Here is a 16324-nt window from a genome sequence, read left to right as displayed (position 1 = left end):
GTTACTATCTTAAAAATGAAATTAATTTTTCTCAATATCATTGCTGCCACATTCTTTGTGCCGGCAACAATATCGGCTCAAAAGGCATCGGTACCTTACTCGCGTTATATAAACGGGCTAAGTAATGACACTCTTTATATTGCAACAGGTACCACGTATTTATTCGACGTAGATACTCCTGAAAATGAAGGTTTAAAATCTACTACGCCAACTGTCAGGGATCTGGTTTCAGACTTGTCCCGCCAGGCTCCCGGCTACTCCATACTTACGCCTGCGGGTGTCCCCAAAAAAGAAGGTCTTATTGTCACCGGAGACAGGTTGCTTGTACGATCGAAAGGCCGGTCATTAAAACAATACCCTATTGCTTTGCGCCGCGGTGCACTTAAAGGAATACTGGAGATTGAGCAACCGCGCCGGACCGTCGGCTCCCAGGGAGACCTGGTCATTAATTACACAGTGGGGCAGCGAAGCCCGAATGCAACTATAGTAATAACATTGCCAGCAGACTTTAAAGCAGATCCCGGTAATACCTTCATCAACATTATTGGCCGCGGCGAAGTATTGCTGCAGAAGCTGGAACAACAATCTATAGGTAGAACGGGTAGCAATTATTCGTATAACAAAACCGGACACGTGCAATTCTCAAAAGATGGAAAACAAATTACTTTAACGGGGCTCGATCTTCGTCCATCCAATGGTGTAGATATAAAAATAACAATACGGGGAGCAGGCTTTTCTAAGACCGGCGTTCACGGGTTTACAGCTTATTATACCACCCGCGAACCAGAGATCCTGAGAAGCCCGGAATCCAATGCGCTGGTTACTGTAACACAGGCTATATCTGATTTACAGCGGGTTCCCGATTCATCTACCTATCAGGCAGATATGCCGGACCGATACAGTTATACCACCTTAAAATGGCCACGGGTGTCCGCTTCGCGCATGATCATTCAGCAATCTACAAACGGGGGAAAAAGCTGGACAACCTCCGATGCCAGTATTGATATGAGAAACGGCATAGGCCAACTAAAAGGCCTGCAGCCGGGAAAACTTCACCTGTTCAGGATACTGGTTTCGGGCGGCAAACACCAGGGAGCTTCCAATGTGGTGTCTTTTTTTTCCGGGAAACCAGATATAAAGCAATTCGGCGTTTCGGGTAAAGGTGATACCGATGATACGGAGAAAATAAACGCGGCCATCGACTCAATATACCGTTTGGGCGGTGGAACCCTTTTGTTCACCACCGGCACTTATAATGTAAGAACCGTACACCTGAAAAGCAATGTTTGGTTATACCTGGAGAAAGATGCTACCATCCAGGCTTTAAAAGGCGGCGATGCCCCGGAGCTCACCTGGTTCAGTAGTAAAAAATACAGGTCAGGACTTTCACCCACTGATATGGGGCCATATGCCCATCCTGAAAACTGGCTGACCAAACAGGATGTAGGCCATGCTTATTTTCGTAACGCCATGTTTACTGCTGTAAGGGAGGATAATATTAAAATTACCGGCAATGGCTATATAACAGGAAACGGCAACCTGGTAACCAGCGATAAAGTGATGGATAACAAGCCGGATAATCGTAATGATAAAATGTTTTCATTGAAGCTATGCAGCCGCATTGAAATAGGCGGCATTTACAGGAAAGAAGATTTATGGTACGATAGTACCAGTGATGCACCTTATTTCATCACCCCTAACAAAGGCAGGGACTTCAACACAGACAATATGTTGAAGATTGACAGGGCCGGACATTTTGTACTGCTGGCAACGGGAACGGACGGGATTAATGTGCATGATACCTATTTTGCAAAAGACAATAGTTCGAATGCAAGGGATATTTACGATTTTATGGCATGTAATGATGTTTACGTACGTAATATTTACTCTAAGGTAAGTTCAGACGATATCGTAAAGCCGGGGTCCGATTGCTCGCTGGGATTCACCCGGCCGGCAAAAAATTATAAGATACGCAATGTTATAGGCGACACCAATTGTAATCTTTTTCAAATCGGTTCTGAAACGGCCGATGATATCACCAACATATGCGTTGACAATATTTATGTATTAGGGGCCAATAAGGCCGGCTTTTCTATTTCTACCAACGATGGCGGCCTTGTTAGAAATATTCATTTAAACTGCGGTGAAACAGGGCCTCTACATAGCCGTTCAAAGATGTTCCGCACACACACTCCTTTTTTCATTTCTATTTCTAACCGCGGGCGGGTGTTGGGAGCCGAAGCAAGGCTATTTAAATTCACAGAAAATGGTACAAGCAGAAATGAATTGTTGGTTACCAATGTTAATATCGGAAGGGTCGAAAATATTACGCTCAATGGTATAGACATCTCAGAAGTTTATGCAGGCAGTTCTTATGGGAAAGCTAATAAGAGATGGCCTGAATTTGACGGAAGCCAACGTATGGCATCGCCCATAGTTGCAGGCTATGCGTTGCCCGCCACCAATAATGTTGAGGGAGGTCTTCCCTTTAGATTACCCAACGGTATTCACACGGGATATATCACCAATATCAGTTTTAACGATATTCACCTGCTCGTTAAGGGTGGACATCCTGTTTCTGACACCGCAGCGAATCCGCCGGAGCTGGGCGTAGGACAATATAATGTTTCCAACCTGAAGACACAGCCATCATGGGGTATTTGGGCAAAGCATGTTAAAGATCTTGCTATTACCAACTCAACATTCGACTATGAGCAACCCGACCATCGTTACTGGCTATTTTTAAATGATGCTAAAAACATTCGTTTAGTTAATAACCGGGTAGCCGGCACCCCAACTATTGGCCAGAGAGAAACAACAGGTTTACAATAAAACAGGCTGCAGTACCTATCCATCAGAAGATAAACTCAAGACATATCCCAATAATAAAACGCCCTTAAACGGGCGTTTGCTGCTAAAGAATTTGCTGCAATAAAAAACGGCGCACTTATTATTCATCCGTGCTATATGCAGAAGGTTTAGTTTCTCTTTAAGCTTAATTGTCTTGCTTTTAATTGAGCCTGGTACAAAGAGGAGGGTTGCAGGCCGTCCTGTTCATGACCTTCCCATTCACCATCGGGCCTACCTTCCAGCCTGCCTGGCACTTTTTTTCCTTTAATACCTATCGCATAATTTTTACCGGAGACCCATGGACTTTCTACCACAATTGTACGAGCAGTACAGTTCCAGAAAATCTGGTTCACTCCCGGCCATCCGTGACCAGACCCCCAGTTACCGCGGTCTCTTACATTCATCTCGCCCGTGGTTTCAATATTGTCATACAAAGTACCCATAGCCCAGCGATGGTGCGGCCCGATATCTGCATGTGTGTTGCTGGCCTTACAGTTGTAAAACACGTTAGGACCACAAACTCTGGCCCCTGTCACATAATCATGCCTGCCGTCTTTCGCCACGCAATTGATGAAGAGGTTTTGCTGGCCATCATTATTAAATGAATACCGCCGGCCGCCGGTGATTATCGATTTATGATCAGAAGCAGAACAATTCAGCACCGAAATATTTTTGCTAAACCGGCCCAGGTTAACGCATGAAAAAGCAAAGTAACGGGCATCCACGTTTCTAACCCAGCCATGCTCAACTTTATCAAAAGAGATCGCATTCCAGGAATGATCTTCTGACGTATCCGCAGTATAGGCCGACTCGCAGTTCAGGTGCTCGACACCAATATTCCTAATCCTGCCGTTGAAATCATATTTATAAATGAAGGCAGAACAATACTTAGTATCCATTTCCATTACTACGGGGTTGTCAATAATCAGGTTATTCCCATTTATTCCCGTTACTTCCCGCTGGAATTGAAAACGGTATTCCTTTACCTGCCATTGCAGCGTACCAGGTCGTTCCACAATACGGTTCATCTTTAAATCATTGATCCATTGCTCTGTTGCATTCCATTCCAGGATAATACGATCTCCTTTTTTAAAACCGGCAGTTGATACCACAGGTATCGAGAAACTGCCAACCGGTACATATTCGGTTCTGACACTTGTTCTTGTACCTTTAATTTCTTTAATGCTACCTTCACCTAATACCTGTATCAGGGGGCGCTTATCAGTACCTTCAGCGATAAGAGTTGTGCCCGTCCCCTCACCCCGCAAAACGATACCGCTGGCATTAATTTTTATCTGGTCTTTGATAGAGTACCTGCCCTTTTTTAAAACAATCGCTCCGCGAAAGCCCAATTTATTTAAAGGCTTTCCAGCCAATTCGTCAATAGCCTGTTGTATCTGATCTGCAGCCTGCGGGCCAGGCTCAATAGTTCGGGCAACGGGTATCTCGGGGATAGCAACATTACCTGTTTCATAGCCCACCCGGCTAAAATCGGGTAATATATTTCCTTTGGAGTCGGGCTTGTATACTAAACGGCCATCCGGCTTTAATTCTACCAGTTTCGAGTGCCATTCTTTCCATGTAAAGGAGGTAATAGCCAGCGCCAAAAAAATAATAAATAAACGTATATGCATAACCGCTTTTTTACATAAATATTCCAAAAAAAAACAGGATTTAATCTTTACAGGTAAAATAATTTACAAATCGGGTAAATGGGCTGGGTTGCTGCAATGCTTTACAGGGGGAACCGATTTAATTAAGATCAAGAATATGAGGCCATGCCTAATGTGTGCCATTATTTGCATAACTTGCTATAATATCGTTTAAACCTCCCGCGAGAGTGAGTAGGAAAAATGATACATTTGACAGGTAAAACAGGGCATGACCAGCCAGGGTTATTGATGACTGTATTGTTGGATTCAAAATTAACAGACATGAAAAAAAAGGTGGTCCTTATCCAGGACAATGAACACATTCTCGAAATAATGGATAAAGTACTAGAAGATGAAGGGTTTGAGGTGACGCCATCATTAACCACTGAGCCGATTGAGAAAATTGAAAAGATCGATCCTGATGTTATTGTTGTTGATGAGCATATCCAGGGAGATAAAAAGGGCACAGAAGTAATTGAGGATTTAAAATCCGATCCGGATACAGAAGAGTTACCGGCGGTGCTCACATCTACATCAATGGACCTTCCTAAGAAAGCTGATCAGTGTAAGGCCGACGATTATATACAGAAGCCTTTCGACCTGGATCACATGGTGGATGTAGTGAAAAAAAATTCCTGATCTATCCTAAAGCTGCTATAAGCTTCCATAGCAAATTAACTGTAAACAGACTATTACATAACCAAGACAAAAAACTTTATTATTTTTAATAAAGACATTACGAGGGATATAAAAAAACAGATTTCACTAGGCGCATCACAATCGACAATAAATAAATAATTAATTATTTACCTAACTATTTTCCAACTTCCCAGCGCAATGGCCGAAGTTGGCATTATCTATATTACAAATTGATAACTGTACCGCTACAGAAGAATTGATCTTCCATCCCGCCCGATACTTACCGGCGAAAAAAGATTAAAAAAAAAGTTGTAACGGGTTGTTACAACTTTTTTTATTTAGTGGAGGATATCGGAGTCGAACCGACGACCTCTTGCATGCCATGCAAGCGCTCTAGCCAGCTGAGCTAATCCCCCTTGCTCCTGAGCGGAGAGCGAAATTAAAGGAAACAATTAATTTATCCAAGTTCATTTACAGGAATCTGTTAAATGGATGGTGTTTTCCCTCCCGAAAGATCCGGAATCTCTACTTCTCTGAGCTTCTCGGCAGTACTTCTGAGGGTGGTAGCTATTTTTTTATCGGCCTTGCTGCCTATGAGACGGGTAGTTACCTCCCTTACTAAAAAAGGTATGACCAGTTTGGGAAGCCAGCCAGCTTTCTTTAATAGTACTTTCCCTATCAGGAACTCGCTGGCACGCTTTATACCAAATTTCACCAAGGGATTGGTAGTGCTGGTACTAAATGCCTCCTGTGCTGTCTTCTTTATATTGGAGAATGGATTGATTTCTTCTTTTATGTCTCCTAACGATTGCTTAATGCTGGCCTTGCTGGCTTTCAAACGTGCTTTTAACCGTTCCTTTTCCGCCATTAAGTCTTCGTAATTATCTATTTGAGGTTTAGCCATAAATTTTATTTATGATAATGTTTCTGATAAGGTTAATTACTTTCTTTTTAAGCAATACGATCAGGAGCAGTATGATAAACAAACCTCCCGATACTATGAAGAAGCCCAACACATGGTTATTCAGCTTTACACCTACCCACCAGCTCAATCCAAAACAGGCAAAGAAGAGGGCAAAAAATAATAATGCAAATAGCAAAAGCGTAATCAAAAGAGAAGCTCCGAGTTTGCTTCCCTTATCGGCAACTTTTACTACAGATAAACGGTAATAGGTTTTGGCAATATCTTCTACGTTATCCACTATATCCTCTACCTTATCTTTTATGTCGAACATAGATTTAGTTTATGTAGTTAAATAAAAAAGGTTGCCTGCGAAATTGTTCACAATAATTACTATTATGAAAAACCTACGGGCAACCCCATTAAAAGCTAAAAACAGAATTAGCTCGAATATTCTTCAGAAGCACCGGAATAAGCATCCTGCGCTTTACCTTTTACTTTTTTAAAACGATCCTTCGCTTTGTGAGAAAGGTCAGAAAGATTTTCCTTTCCTGATTCTATTAAACTTCCGAGGGAATCCGCCCAGTCGCTGGTAGTGTTCTTGATTTTTTTTCTGGCTTTTTTACCTTCTTCGGTATAAAACAATAAACCGATAGCCACGCCTGCTGCCGCTGCACCTAAGATACCCAGTAAAATCTTGTCTTTATTTTTCATAATTTAACTTTTAAAAGTTTTCGAACAAATAATTTATTTAATTAAGGTACCTAAAAAATCGTACCAAAAAGCGCTGACTGCTAAACAATTAATAATTTACCTGTAAATCACCAGTAAAAAGCGGTTTAATCTCCCAGGTTTTGTACTTCTTTGTTCAGCCAACGCTTTACAGCTGCAGTTGTTACCGATTTAGGACGCTCTAAAGGCATACTTAATGCACGATCCCAGCAAAGGCTGGAAAGCACACCCAAAGCGCGGCTTACAGCAAACAGTACTGTGTAATATTCATATTCCACCATGCCATAATGCACCAGCAAGGCACCACTATGTGCGTCTACGTTGGGCCATGGGTTTTTAACTTTGCCTAAAGACTGCAAAATTGGCGGTACTGTTTCATAAATTCTCCACACCGTGTTTACCAACGGATCATCAGACATGTGCTTTTTGCCAAAATCCATCTGAGCAGTAAAGCGCGGGTCTGTTTTACGCAACACCGCATGACCATAACCAGGAACCACTTTACCCTCTGCCAGTGTTTTCTCTACATATTCCTTTATCTGCTCCGCTGTTGGCTCTTTGGTTTGCAATTCTTCCTGCATCTCAAATATCCACTTGATCACCTCCTGGTTCGCCAGGCCGTGTAACGGTCCCGCCAGGCCGTTCATACCTGCGGCATAGCTCAGGTAAGGGTCGCTCAAGGCAGAACCTACCAGGTGCGTGGTATGGGCCGATACATTACCACCCTCATGGTCGGCATGTATCACCATATATAAACGCATCAGTTCTTTGAACTGATCATCATCATAGCCCAGCATGTGCGCGAAGTTTCCAGCCCAGTCTAATAAACCATCCGGCTGCAAAGCTTTACCTTGTTTATATTTCCTGCGATAAACATAAGCCGCGATATGCGGTAAACGAGCAATCAGATCCAGGGTATCCTCAAAAGTAGCGGCCCAGTATTCTTTTTTGTTCATACCCTCGGCATACTTTTTAGCAAAAGTGCTTTCACCCTGTAAAGCCATAACTCCTACCACAAACATGGTCATGGGGTGGGTTTCTTTGGGCAATGCCCCCATTGTTTCAAACACATAGGATGGCACATGACTGCGACGTTGTAAAATAGAAGTCAGATTCTCCACTTCTTCCTGTGTAGGAATTTCACCTACCAGCATCAGGTAAAAAAGCCCCTCAGGTAACGGCTCGCTGCCACCATTAGCTTTAGGTAGTTTATCGCGTAATTCATCTATAGAGTGCCTTCTAAAACGTATTCCGTCCTGGGCATCCAAAAGCGATGTTTCTGTAATCAACGCTGTCATGCCGCGCATGCCCTGGTAAACCTGGGCCAGTGTTGTTTGACCAATTACTGTATCACCATGTTCTTTCAGTATTGCTTTAATTTCGTCCCCCAGCTTATCAGCCTGGGCTTTAAACTTTTGTTTCAGCATTTCCATAACACGTAAAAAATTTGTACTTTGATTATTCGGGTAAGCATTCACGCCCGTACGACCGAATCATCCGGGCGGGCTAAAGATAAATAAAGGCAAGTGGTTCAGCAAATTATATTACCTATTTAACAGCAATGTAATTGCGGGAACGTTTGCGCTGTGTTTTAGCGGTCTTAAAAGCATGAAAAACAATACAGATAAGCCTTACACCGCATCCTGAAATAATAAAAAGCACACCGGTTTGCAGGCCCAAAATACCAGTGCTTGCAAAATCATTCCTAAAATATACAACACCTTACATTAAGTCTTAAATTTCATCTATTTTTGGCGGCTGAATGAAAATACTTGACTGGTTCATATTAAAACGTCTGCTGGTAACATTTGTGTTCTGTATGTTATTGTTTACCGTTATCGCCGTGGCAGTAGACAGTAGTGAAAAAACCGACGATTTCGTAAAAACCGGGCTGAGTAACTGGGAAATCTTCAAGCAGTACTATGTGGGCTTTATACCTTTTATATGGAGCTTACTATTTCCGCTGTTTGTATTTATTGCGGTGATCTTTTTTACCAGTAAAATGGCCATGCGCAGTGAGGTGATCGCCATACTGGCCAGTGGTACTTCTTTCAACCGCTTTCTAAGACCTTACCTGATTGGAGGCATTTTGCTGGCTGTGGTACTATTTATAGGCCGTTATTACTTCATACCTAAAGCTAATGTGCTCTATACCACTTTTATGCAGCAGAAACTGGATAAACACAACCCGCTTAAAAACCGCCAGGAAACCAGTTGCAGCAATTGTTTTTATAAACGCATTGACAGCTCATCTTATATGGGAGTAAAAAATTACAACCCCGAAACACAAATGAGCGGTACCTTTTTCATGGAACGTGTTAAGAAAGGAAAAGTAATCTATAACCTGCGGGCCGAATCCATTAAATGGGATACCACCAAAAGAAAAAAGAGATGGATTGCCAATAAAGTGGTGGAACGTTTTGTGGACAGCCTTGGCGAACGTGTGCGTTTTCATGCAGAAAAAGAAGTGAAGCTGAATATTCTTCCGTCAGAACTTATAAGGGATGAGTACCAGAAAGACAAGCTGACCACTCCCCAGCTAATCGACTTTATAAAAAAAGAACAGCTACGTGGTACGGAAGGATTAAATACTTTGAAGGTCGAGCTTTATAAACGATCCGCCACACCCTGTACCGTGCTGCTGTTAACCATCATAGGCGCTGTGATTGCCTGCCGGAAAACAAGGGGTGGTAGTGGCCTGCACCTGGCTTTGGGTATCCTGATCGCTGCGGTTTTTATTATTGCGGACCAGTTTTCTACTGTATTTGCCGTAAAAGGCAACTTTTCTCCTTTCCTGGCTGCATGGTTGCCTAATATTGCATTTCTTTTTGTAGCCTTACGGTTATATTTTACAACGCCTAAATAGTGCCCGTTTTCACCTGCGTCTTTTAAAGATCCTTTTCCACCAGGGTGTTGTCTTTATGGTATTGTATGCTACTACACCCATTGTTACTACTTCTGTTAATTTCCGGGAATAAAAATCGTGTTTCAATGGTAAAGCTCCAAATCTTACAGGGAATGGCTCTCCAAAACTGGCATCGTTGCAATCAACAGTAATATTAAAAATTCGTCCTTTATAGCTTTCCGGCATTTCAATTTCATAATATCCCCAACGGTCTGTAATAGCAAACAGATCGGGGTCCGTTTCAATCCTTACCCTTTTACCCACAATACCTACCCGGCCATTATTTGAGGTATCGATAACATTTCCAAAAACCTTATGCTTTGTTTCCTTAATAGCAGATGTTGCTACTACCTGCCGGTTATCAGACCGGGGCACTGCGACGACAGCATCTTTCTTTGGAAGCTGAGCGGTAGATTTGGCCGGGGACAATAGCGACATAGTAGTCAACAAACTGGCAACTACACCTCTAAATGATGTAAGATCAGGCTGCTGCTTCCTCTCAATTGGCAAAAGTGGCTTATTGATTTGAGCTACATTCATTCTCCCGCAAAAACCAGCCGGATTTTTCTTAATTATTTCAAGTAATTGACCATCTGTAAAATCAATCAGATCAATCACTGTTTTATTACACAAGCTGCAAAACCGGTCGCAGCCCGAGGGACTCATTTGATCCCAGGATTCTTTACAGGGTTCATTGACGGTAATGATATAGTGTTTATTATTTTTCATTACTATCCGGATGCCCAAACCTTGCACATTACATAAACCTACAGCCTTGTTTTCAATTTTACTACCATGTCATTCTTCCAGCTGGCATAATCGCCGGCAATAATATGTTTGCGGGCCTCTCCTACCAGCCACAGATAGAAACTCAGGTTGTGCACACTGGCAATTGTTAAAGCCAGTATTTCCTGCGCCTTAAATAAATGTCTTAAATAGGCCTTGCTGTAGTAAGTACTCATCTCGCAGGGCAAGCCTTCATCAATTGGAGAAAAGTCGTACTCCCATTTCTTATTATCTATATTAATTACACCGTTAGTGGTAAATAACATGGCATTACGCCCATTGCGGGTAGGCATTACGCAATCGAACATATCTACCCCCATGCCTATACACTCCAGTATATTCCAGGGTGTACCAACGCCCATCAGGTAACGCGGCTTCTCCTGCGGTAAATGCTGGCAGCACCAGTCACATATTTCATACATTACCGGTTCGGGCTCCCCCACACTCAATCCGCCGATTGCATTTCCGGGTGCTTCTTTGGAACTAATAAACTCACAAGACTGCTTGCGAAGATCTTTAAAGGTAGCGCCCTGCACAATCGGGAAGAGATTCTGGGTATAACCATATTTGTCGGGGGTAGCATTAAACTGCGTCAGGCACCGGTCTAACCAGCGGTGCGTTAACTGCAAACTTTTATGTGCATAACTATATTCGCTGCCCCCGGGCGGGCATTCATCGAAAGCCATAATAATATCGCCTCCGATACTGCGTTGTATATCCATCACCTGTTCGGGGGTAAACAGGTGCTTACTCCCGTCTATATGTGATTGAAAAGTAACCCCCTCTTCTTTGATCTTGCGCGTTCCGGCCAGGGAAAAAACCTGGTAACCACCACTATCCGTCAAAATAGGCCTGTCCCAGTGATTGAACTGGTGCAGCCCGCCGGCTTTTTCCAATACCCCTGTTCCCGGTCTCAGGTACAGGTGATAGGTATTCCCCAAAATAATCTGGGCCTGTACATCAGCTTTTAACTGTTGCTGAGCAACCGCCTTTACACTACCAATAGTACCCACGGGCATAAAAATGGGTGTTTGAATTTTCCCATGGTCAGTGGTTATTTCACCTGCCCTTGCGTTGGATGTACTGTCTTTATACTGAAGATCGAAACTTAGTGTTGCCATTGCCGCAAATGTAACCAGATTCAAGCAGTTGGTGGTTGTACACCCGCAGAATTACTAACTTTGTTGACCGGCATCAGGACCTTATTGTTGCTGATATGAACCACTAACAATGACAGAAAACAATCCAATACTACCCGGCTTTCCTGAAAAAGAATCTGCAGATTTATTACGTATATCCAACATCAAATATGTAGAAAAAGATGAATTCTTTATTTCGGAAGGACAAATACCCAGAAAGTTCGCTATTGTATTAAGCGGTTCTTTCAGGTATTACTATGTAAATGAGAAAGGTGATGAATTTACTAAAGGATTTGTTTTAAAGAATACTGTGCTAAGCGCCTATTCTGCAATGGTGCAGGGCACTCCCTCCTTATTTAATATACAGGCACTTGAACCTGCTCAAATCCTTGAAGTCAATTACCAAAGCTGGTTACAACTTCGCACGTCTAATATATTTTGGGACCATTTTCTAATCCGGGCGCTTGAAAAAGGATATTTTGCGAAAGAAAAAAGAGAACGGGAGCTTTTACTACTGGATGCGACCAGTCGCTACAAAATATTCCTGTCAGAATTTCCGGGATTGGATAAAAAAGTCAAACTCAACATCATTGCTTCCTATATTGGTATACAGCCGGAATCCCTGAGCCGGATCAGAAAAAAATCGGGAAACTAACATAGATCAATTTTCACCTTCCCTGCTGCTTTTACTTTTGAGTACATTAATAACCACATTATGGTACTCACAAAAAATACAATCCTCATTACCGGAGGCAGCTCCGGACTGGGGCTGGAAATGGCAAGAAAATTTCTACAAATGGGCAATAAAGTGATCGTTTGTTCAAGAAACCCCGACAAACTCGAACTCACTAAAAGCATGCTACCCAAAGTAATTACTTTTCAATGTGATATTTCCGTTGAAGCGGAACAAAACAGATTAGTTCAATGGATTGAAATGCATCACGCGGATCTGGCCATATTGATCAACAACGCTGCCATCGTTAACCGAACTGATTTTATTACAGACAGCGAAAGTCGCAATAAACTATCCGGTGAAATAGCCACTAACCTTACAGCCCCCATTCATCTCATCAAATTGCTATACCCTGTACTTATAAAAAATAATAATGCAGCCATTTTCAATATAACCAGCGGATTGATTTACACCCCCAGAAGTATCTACCCGTTTTATAACGCTACCAAGTCGGCACTACATGCCTTTACACAGGTATTACGTCATCAGCTAAAAAATGAGCCTATAAAAATTATCGAAGTAATGTTTCCCGTTGTGGATACCCCATGGCACAAGGGCAATACACCCAAAAGCGGTATCTCCACTGAAAAAGCAATATCAGCAATGATAAAAGGCATGGAACGTAACCAAAGCGAAATTAAAGTAGGCGCGGTAAAGCTCCTCTACTACCTTTCCCGCATAGCGCCCGGGTTTGCGTTCAAGAAAATAAACGCATTGCAGTAAATAACCGTTGGTTGTGACAAACCTCCAGTAATCTGTAAAACTGTGACAGGGTTAACAACAAACAGGTTTCAAAATTATTATTACGTATAGTTTCTCCCTTCCAGCCAGTGGAGACACTGGCCAGTGCTATGCTAAGGTTTGTGTTTCCGCAAACCAGTTGGATGCATTCAATAAAATTGATGTCGGTTTATTATAAGCGTACAATACTGTCAACTTTTTCCAGGACGAATCACTTGTGTCACAAATTTATGACACAGAAAAATGTGTCACAACTGAAGTGTGTCGCGATTGGGCGCCAATAAAAAAAGTGTCACGAAAAAAAGTTATAAGTACGGCGCGTCAGTATACCAACTTTACCTTTAACCGATTAAGCGCGGGTAATTCTTTGGTGATTATATTTGCCGATATGTTTTCCACTACGGCTCAGCTTATTTTGATTTTATCTCTTTTTGTAACATTAGTACTATTATTCTATTATCTGTTTTTTTTCGCCCGGCTGGCGTTTTTTAAAAACAAAACAGTAGAAGTATTACCAGAGCTTCCGCCATTGAGCACCATTATTTGCGCTAAAAATGAGCAGTACAATCTTGAAAAAAATGTTCCCGAATTGCTGCAACAGCAGTACAATGCACCAGCTGAGCTCTTACTGGTAAATGACAATTCGGAAGATGATACCAGGCACGTAATGCAGTGGATGGCCAGAGACAACCCGGCGCTCCGGCTTGTCAATATCGACAGGAAAAACAAGGAAAGCATAGGGAAAAAGTATCCCTTATCTATTGGTATACTTGAGGCAAAGTATGACCACCTTTTGTTAACAGACGCTGACTGCCTCCCGGTATCCCATCAATGGGCGGCAAAAATGGCCAGTACTTATGAGCCCGGCATCGATATCGTATTAGGCTATGGACCTTATGAAAAACATCCCGGTTTTCTGAATAAAGTAATCCGGTATGAAACTTTCCACTCTGCATTGCAATATCTTTCCTACGCACTGGCCGGTCATCCTTACATGGGTGTAGGTCGTAACCTGAGTTATAAAAAAGACCTGTTTACAAAACATAGAGGGTTTGCTTCCATCAACCATATACCTGGTGGCGACGATGATCTCTTTATCAGTAAAGCGGCTAACAAAAACAACACTGCTATTATGATCGAGGCAGACGCCCATACGATGAGTGTACCGAAAAAAACATGGGCAGACTGGAAACGTCAGAAAACCAGGCATTACAGTACATCAAAATACTATAAATTTAAACACAAGTTTTTGCTGGGCCTGTATAGCCTCTCACAATTTTTATTTTATCCGCTGCTTATAGCAACCGCAGTTATATACAGCTGGCCAATCGCCTTAGCGACCCTGGGAGTAAAATCCGTTATTCAGTACCTGGTGTTTTCGGGGGCCATGAAAAAATTGAATGAAAAGGACCTGGTGAGATGGATTTTTTTAATGGATCTCTGGATGATGGTATACTACCTGATGTTCGCCAATACATTATGGAAAAAAGAAAAGAAAACCTGGTAACAGCTTCCCGACGGGTAAATACCCTTCATTTCTTTCTGGCCTTGATGCCTTTTAAAAGAAACATTTTTATTTACCAACATACACTTCTATTGTCCGCTGCGGAAAATCTATAATTGTCTTGTGCTCTTTCAGGAAAGGAATACCCAGTAAGCCATCTAATATAATATTCCGTCCCTGGTTGATCTGCAGGAGGCTCAAATTATCAAATGTAAACTTCATATTCTTGTAGGGGATATTGGCTACGGAAAGCTCACGGATACTTCCCTCCGCTACGCTAACAGGCACTCCCCCTCCCCTGAGTATGGTATTGTGAAGATCACTAATACCCTTTATGCCCGATAGCAGGTTGGCAGCTATCAGGTTAGGAGAAGCGGCGCAATCAATACCCATCTGCATCTTTTTGCCTTCGATCATACAGTCAATTACCGGCATATGCCCGCTAAAACTAAAAGGTATAATTACCGGCGCAATGCCACTGTCTGGTGTGGATATCACCGCCGCGCCTTTGGTAAAAAAAATATTACCACTTTTAAAGTCAAAGGTCACCCGGTAGTCTTTATACACGTCTAGCCCCATCAGTCCCCCAATACTGTCACCCAGGTGAGGAAGATCAGCGGCTATGGCCTTAAACTGCTGTTTTTTCAGGCCCTGCCAGTTAAAAGAATCGATTAATACGGCGCCTGCATTCACTTCGCCGCCCACGCCCCTTGCCTTAACAGAACTGTCCTGCTGCACGCCGTTCTTCCAATACCGGCTATTGATCACCAGGTAAGGACAACCATTATCCAGGATAAAATCGGTAGCTTTTCCGTTTACATCTGCCGTAACCCGTATCAGCGCATCTTTTACCTGAAATGCAACGGCAAAACTGTCTGGCTTTTGTGCATTGGAAAAAACAAAATCTACCTGGGCTTTTGCCGCAGCAACTGCCAGGAGTAAACCCAAAAACATCACTACACTTATAATCTTCTTCATATCAACTGTTGAACCATTGCAAACATCGCCAATATTTCGACATGCTACACATTACCGGTTATTAAAACACCCAGGAAGAGGGCTGCATAAAATATTTTATGTAGGTTTGTTTTAATGGAAATTGTTCTCAAATATTTTTCTGAATTTACCGAAAAGCAGTTACAGCAAATAGCATTGCTAAAGGAACTGTATACCGACTGGAATGAAAAAATCAACGTGATCAGCCGTAAAGATATCGACAGCCTTTATGAGAAGCATGTACTGCACTCACTGGCTATTGCAGCAAGGTTTAGTTTTGATGAGGGCGCTACGATAGTTGATCTGGGTTGTGGGGGCGGATTTCCCGGTATTCCGCTGGCGATATTCTTCCCCGATGTGCACTTTCACATGGTGGATAGCATTGCCAAAAAGTTGAAAGTAGTGACAGGCGTTGCCGAAGCCATAGGTCTCACTAATGTTTCTGTTCAGCACTCCCGCGTAGAAGACATCAAAGATAAAAAGTTTGACTACGTGGTGTCGCGCGCCGTAGCTCCTTTACAAGACCTTTGGCGTTGGGGCAAGCCGCTTATACAAAAAACAAATAACGCCACGCGCAGTGAAGATGCACCTGCTCCCGGGCTTATTTGCCTGAAGGGGGGCGACCTGGCCAAAGAAATACAGGAAAGTGGTACCAAACCCTACGTAACTGCTATCAAAGATATTTTTGAGGAACCCTTTTTTGAAGAGAAGTATATTCTTTATGTACCCAAGTGATTATAGTGCAT

At 42.6% G+C, this 16324-nt stretch carries 15 protein-coding genes and 1 tRNA gene; 7 read left to right on the top strand and 9 right to left on the bottom strand.

Annotated features, from left to right (window positions below; all coding sequences use genetic code 11):
• The first annotated feature begins 15 nt into the window (after nt 1-15).
• A complete protein-coding gene (locus tag ACLOAU_RS13065) occupies nt 16-2832 on the top strand; it encodes an endopygalactorunase (RefSeq protein ID WP_427862307.1) in 2817 nt (938 codons plus the stop codon).
• 146 nt (nt 2833-2978) lie between these two features.
• Here ACLOAU_RS13065 and ACLOAU_RS13060 read toward each other — a convergent pair whose 3' ends face one another.
• Nucleotides 2979-4484 (bottom strand): hypothetical protein, encoded by a 1506-nt coding sequence (locus ACLOAU_RS13060; RefSeq protein WP_427862306.1) that lies wholly within the window; start codon nt 4482-4484, stop codon nt 2979-2981.
• A gap of 300 nt (nt 4485-4784) precedes the next feature.
• Between ACLOAU_RS13060 and ACLOAU_RS13055 the strand changes: the two genes are divergently transcribed.
• Entirely contained in the window at nt 4785-5141 is a 357-nt protein-coding gene (locus ACLOAU_RS13055) for a response regulator (protein ID WP_427862305.1), read from the top strand.
• A 342-nt stretch (nt 5142-5483) separates the two neighbouring features.
• Here the strand turns inward: ACLOAU_RS13055 and ACLOAU_RS13050 are convergent.
• The 5 genes from ACLOAU_RS13050 to ACLOAU_RS13030 form a co-directional block, all read right to left on the bottom strand.
• Nucleotides 5484-5557, bottom strand: a tRNA-Ala gene (locus ACLOAU_RS13050).
• A gap of 68 nt (nt 5558-5625) precedes the next feature.
• Nucleotides 5626-6045: a hypothetical protein gene (locus ACLOAU_RS13045; RefSeq protein WP_427862304.1), complete on the bottom strand. Its 420-nt coding sequence runs from the start codon at nt 6043-6045 to the stop codon at nt 5626-5628.
• A complete protein-coding gene (locus ACLOAU_RS13040; protein WP_427862303.1) occupies nt 6038-6376 on the bottom strand; it encodes a phage holin family protein in 339 nt (112 codons plus the stop codon). The genes ACLOAU_RS13045 and ACLOAU_RS13040 overlap by 8 nt, the downstream gene beginning before the upstream one ends.
• Before the next feature lie 107 nt (nt 6377-6483).
• Entirely contained in the window at nt 6484-6756 is a 273-nt protein-coding gene (locus tag ACLOAU_RS13035) for a YtxH domain-containing protein (RefSeq protein WP_427862302.1), read from the bottom strand.
• Between the two features lie 125 nt (nt 6757-6881).
• Nucleotides 6882-8207, bottom strand: coding sequence for a citrate (Si)-synthase, eukaryotic (locus ACLOAU_RS13030; RefSeq protein ID WP_427862301.1), 1326 nt, complete (start codon nt 8205-8207; stop codon nt 6882-6884).
• Between the two features lie 329 nt (nt 8208-8536).
• On the opposite strand from ACLOAU_RS13030, the gene ACLOAU_RS13025 reads away from it, so the two are divergent.
• Complete coding sequence (locus ACLOAU_RS13025; protein WP_427862300.1) at nt 8537-9640, top strand: LptF/LptG family permease; 1104 nt, start codon at nt 8537-8539, stop codon at nt 9638-9640.
• Between the two features lie 9 nt (nt 9641-9649).
• On the opposite strand, the gene ACLOAU_RS13020 is transcribed toward ACLOAU_RS13025, so the two are convergent.
• Nucleotides 9650-10408: a hypothetical protein gene (locus tag ACLOAU_RS13020; RefSeq protein ID WP_427862299.1), complete on the bottom strand. Its 759-nt coding sequence runs from the start codon at nt 10406-10408 to the stop codon at nt 9650-9652.
• A gap of 38 nt (nt 10409-10446) precedes the next feature.
• Nucleotides 10447-11586, bottom strand: coding sequence for a tRNA guanosine(34) transglycosylase Tgt (tgt, locus tag ACLOAU_RS13015; RefSeq protein ID WP_427862298.1), 1140 nt, complete (start codon nt 11584-11586; stop codon nt 10447-10449).
• Nucleotides 11587-11695: 109 nt separating this feature from the next.
• Here tgt and ACLOAU_RS13010 point away from each other — a divergent pair, with 109 nt between their 5' ends.
• From ACLOAU_RS13010 to ACLOAU_RS13000, 3 genes are all read left to right on the top strand, one after another.
• Nucleotides 11696-12259, top strand: a complete 564-nt coding sequence (locus ACLOAU_RS13010) for a Crp/Fnr family transcriptional regulator (protein ID WP_427862297.1) — start codon at nt 11696-11698, stop codon at nt 12257-12259.
• Nucleotides 12260-12319: 60 nt separating this feature from the next.
• The gene (locus tag ACLOAU_RS13005) at nt 12320-13060 is read left to right on the top strand and encodes an SDR family oxidoreductase (protein ID WP_427862296.1); all 741 of its coding nucleotides are present in this window, start codon (nt 12320-12322) and stop codon (nt 13058-13060) included.
• A 307-nt stretch (nt 13061-13367) separates the two neighbouring features.
• Nucleotides 13368-14585, top strand: coding sequence for a glycosyltransferase (locus tag ACLOAU_RS13000; protein ID WP_427862295.1), 1218 nt, complete (start codon nt 13368-13370; stop codon nt 14583-14585).
• A 66-nt stretch (nt 14586-14651) separates the two neighbouring features.
• On the opposite strand, the gene ACLOAU_RS12995 is transcribed toward ACLOAU_RS13000, so the two are convergent.
• Nucleotides 14652-15560, bottom strand: a complete 909-nt coding sequence (locus ACLOAU_RS12995) for an aspartyl protease family protein (protein WP_427862294.1) — start codon at nt 15558-15560, stop codon at nt 14652-14654.
• A gap of 114 nt (nt 15561-15674) precedes the next feature.
• Between ACLOAU_RS12995 and rsmG the strand changes: the two genes are divergently transcribed.
• The gene (gene rsmG, locus ACLOAU_RS12990; protein WP_427862293.1) at nt 15675-16313 is read left to right on the top strand and encodes a 16S rRNA (guanine(527)-N(7))-methyltransferase RsmG; all 639 of its coding nucleotides are present in this window, start codon (nt 15675-15677) and stop codon (nt 16311-16313) included.
• The last annotated feature ends 11 nt before the right edge of the window (nt 16314-16324 follow it).

It is taken from the genome of Paraniabella aurantiaca, assembly GCF_050309965.1.
Classification (GTDB): Bacteria; Bacteroidota; Bacteroidia; order Chitinophagales; family Chitinophagaceae; genus Niabella.
The sequence above is the reverse complement of the archived record's forward strand: the minus strand, read 5'-3'. Positions and strand labels throughout refer to the sequence as shown.

Excerpts from the sequence above, each read along its gene's own strand:
- tgt (WP_427862298.1), bottom strand. The coding sequence starts at position 11,586 with ATGGCAACACTAAGTTTCGATCTTCAGTATAAAGACAGTACATCCAAC.
- ACLOAU_RS13020 (WP_427862299.1), bottom strand. The coding sequence starts at position 10,408 with ATGAAAAATAATAAACACTATATCATTACCGTCAATGAACCCTGTAAA.
- ACLOAU_RS13005 (WP_427862296.1), top strand. The coding sequence starts at position 12,320 with ATGGTACTCACAAAAAATACAATCCTCATTACCGGAGGCAGCTCCGGA.
- ACLOAU_RS13045 (WP_427862304.1), bottom strand. The coding sequence starts at position 6,045 with ATGGCTAAACCTCAAATAGATAATTACGAAGACTTAATGGCGGAAAAG.
- ACLOAU_RS13035 (WP_427862302.1), bottom strand. The coding sequence starts at position 6,756 with ATGAAAAATAAAGACAAGATTTTACTGGGTATCTTAGGTGCAGCGGCA.
- ACLOAU_RS13065 (WP_427862307.1), top strand. The coding sequence starts at position 16 with ATGAAATTAATTTTTCTCAATATCATTGCTGCCACATTCTTTGTGCCG.
- ACLOAU_RS13010 (WP_427862297.1), top strand. The coding sequence starts at position 11,696 with ATGACAGAAAACAATCCAATACTACCCGGCTTTCCTGAAAAAGAATCT.
- ACLOAU_RS13025 (WP_427862300.1), top strand. The coding sequence starts at position 8,537 with ATGAAAATACTTGACTGGTTCATATTAAAACGTCTGCTGGTAACATTT.
- rsmG (WP_427862293.1), top strand. The coding sequence starts at position 15,675 with ATGGAAATTGTTCTCAAATATTTTTCTGAATTTACCGAAAAGCAGTTA.
- ACLOAU_RS12995 (WP_427862294.1), bottom strand. The coding sequence starts at position 15,560 with ATGAAGAAGATTATAAGTGTAGTGATGTTTTTGGGTTTACTCCTGGCA.
- ACLOAU_RS13030 (WP_427862301.1), bottom strand. The coding sequence starts at position 8,207 with ATGGAAATGCTGAAACAAAAGTTTAAAGCCCAGGCTGATAAGCTGGGG.
- ACLOAU_RS13060 (WP_427862306.1), bottom strand. The coding sequence starts at position 4,484 with ATGCATATACGTTTATTTATTATTTTTTTGGCGCTGGCTATTACCTCC.
- ACLOAU_RS13055 (WP_427862305.1), top strand. The coding sequence starts at position 4,785 with ATGAAAAAAAAGGTGGTCCTTATCCAGGACAATGAACACATTCTCGAA.
- ACLOAU_RS13040 (WP_427862303.1), bottom strand. The coding sequence starts at position 6,376 with ATGTTCGACATAAAAGATAAGGTAGAGGATATAGTGGATAACGTAGAA.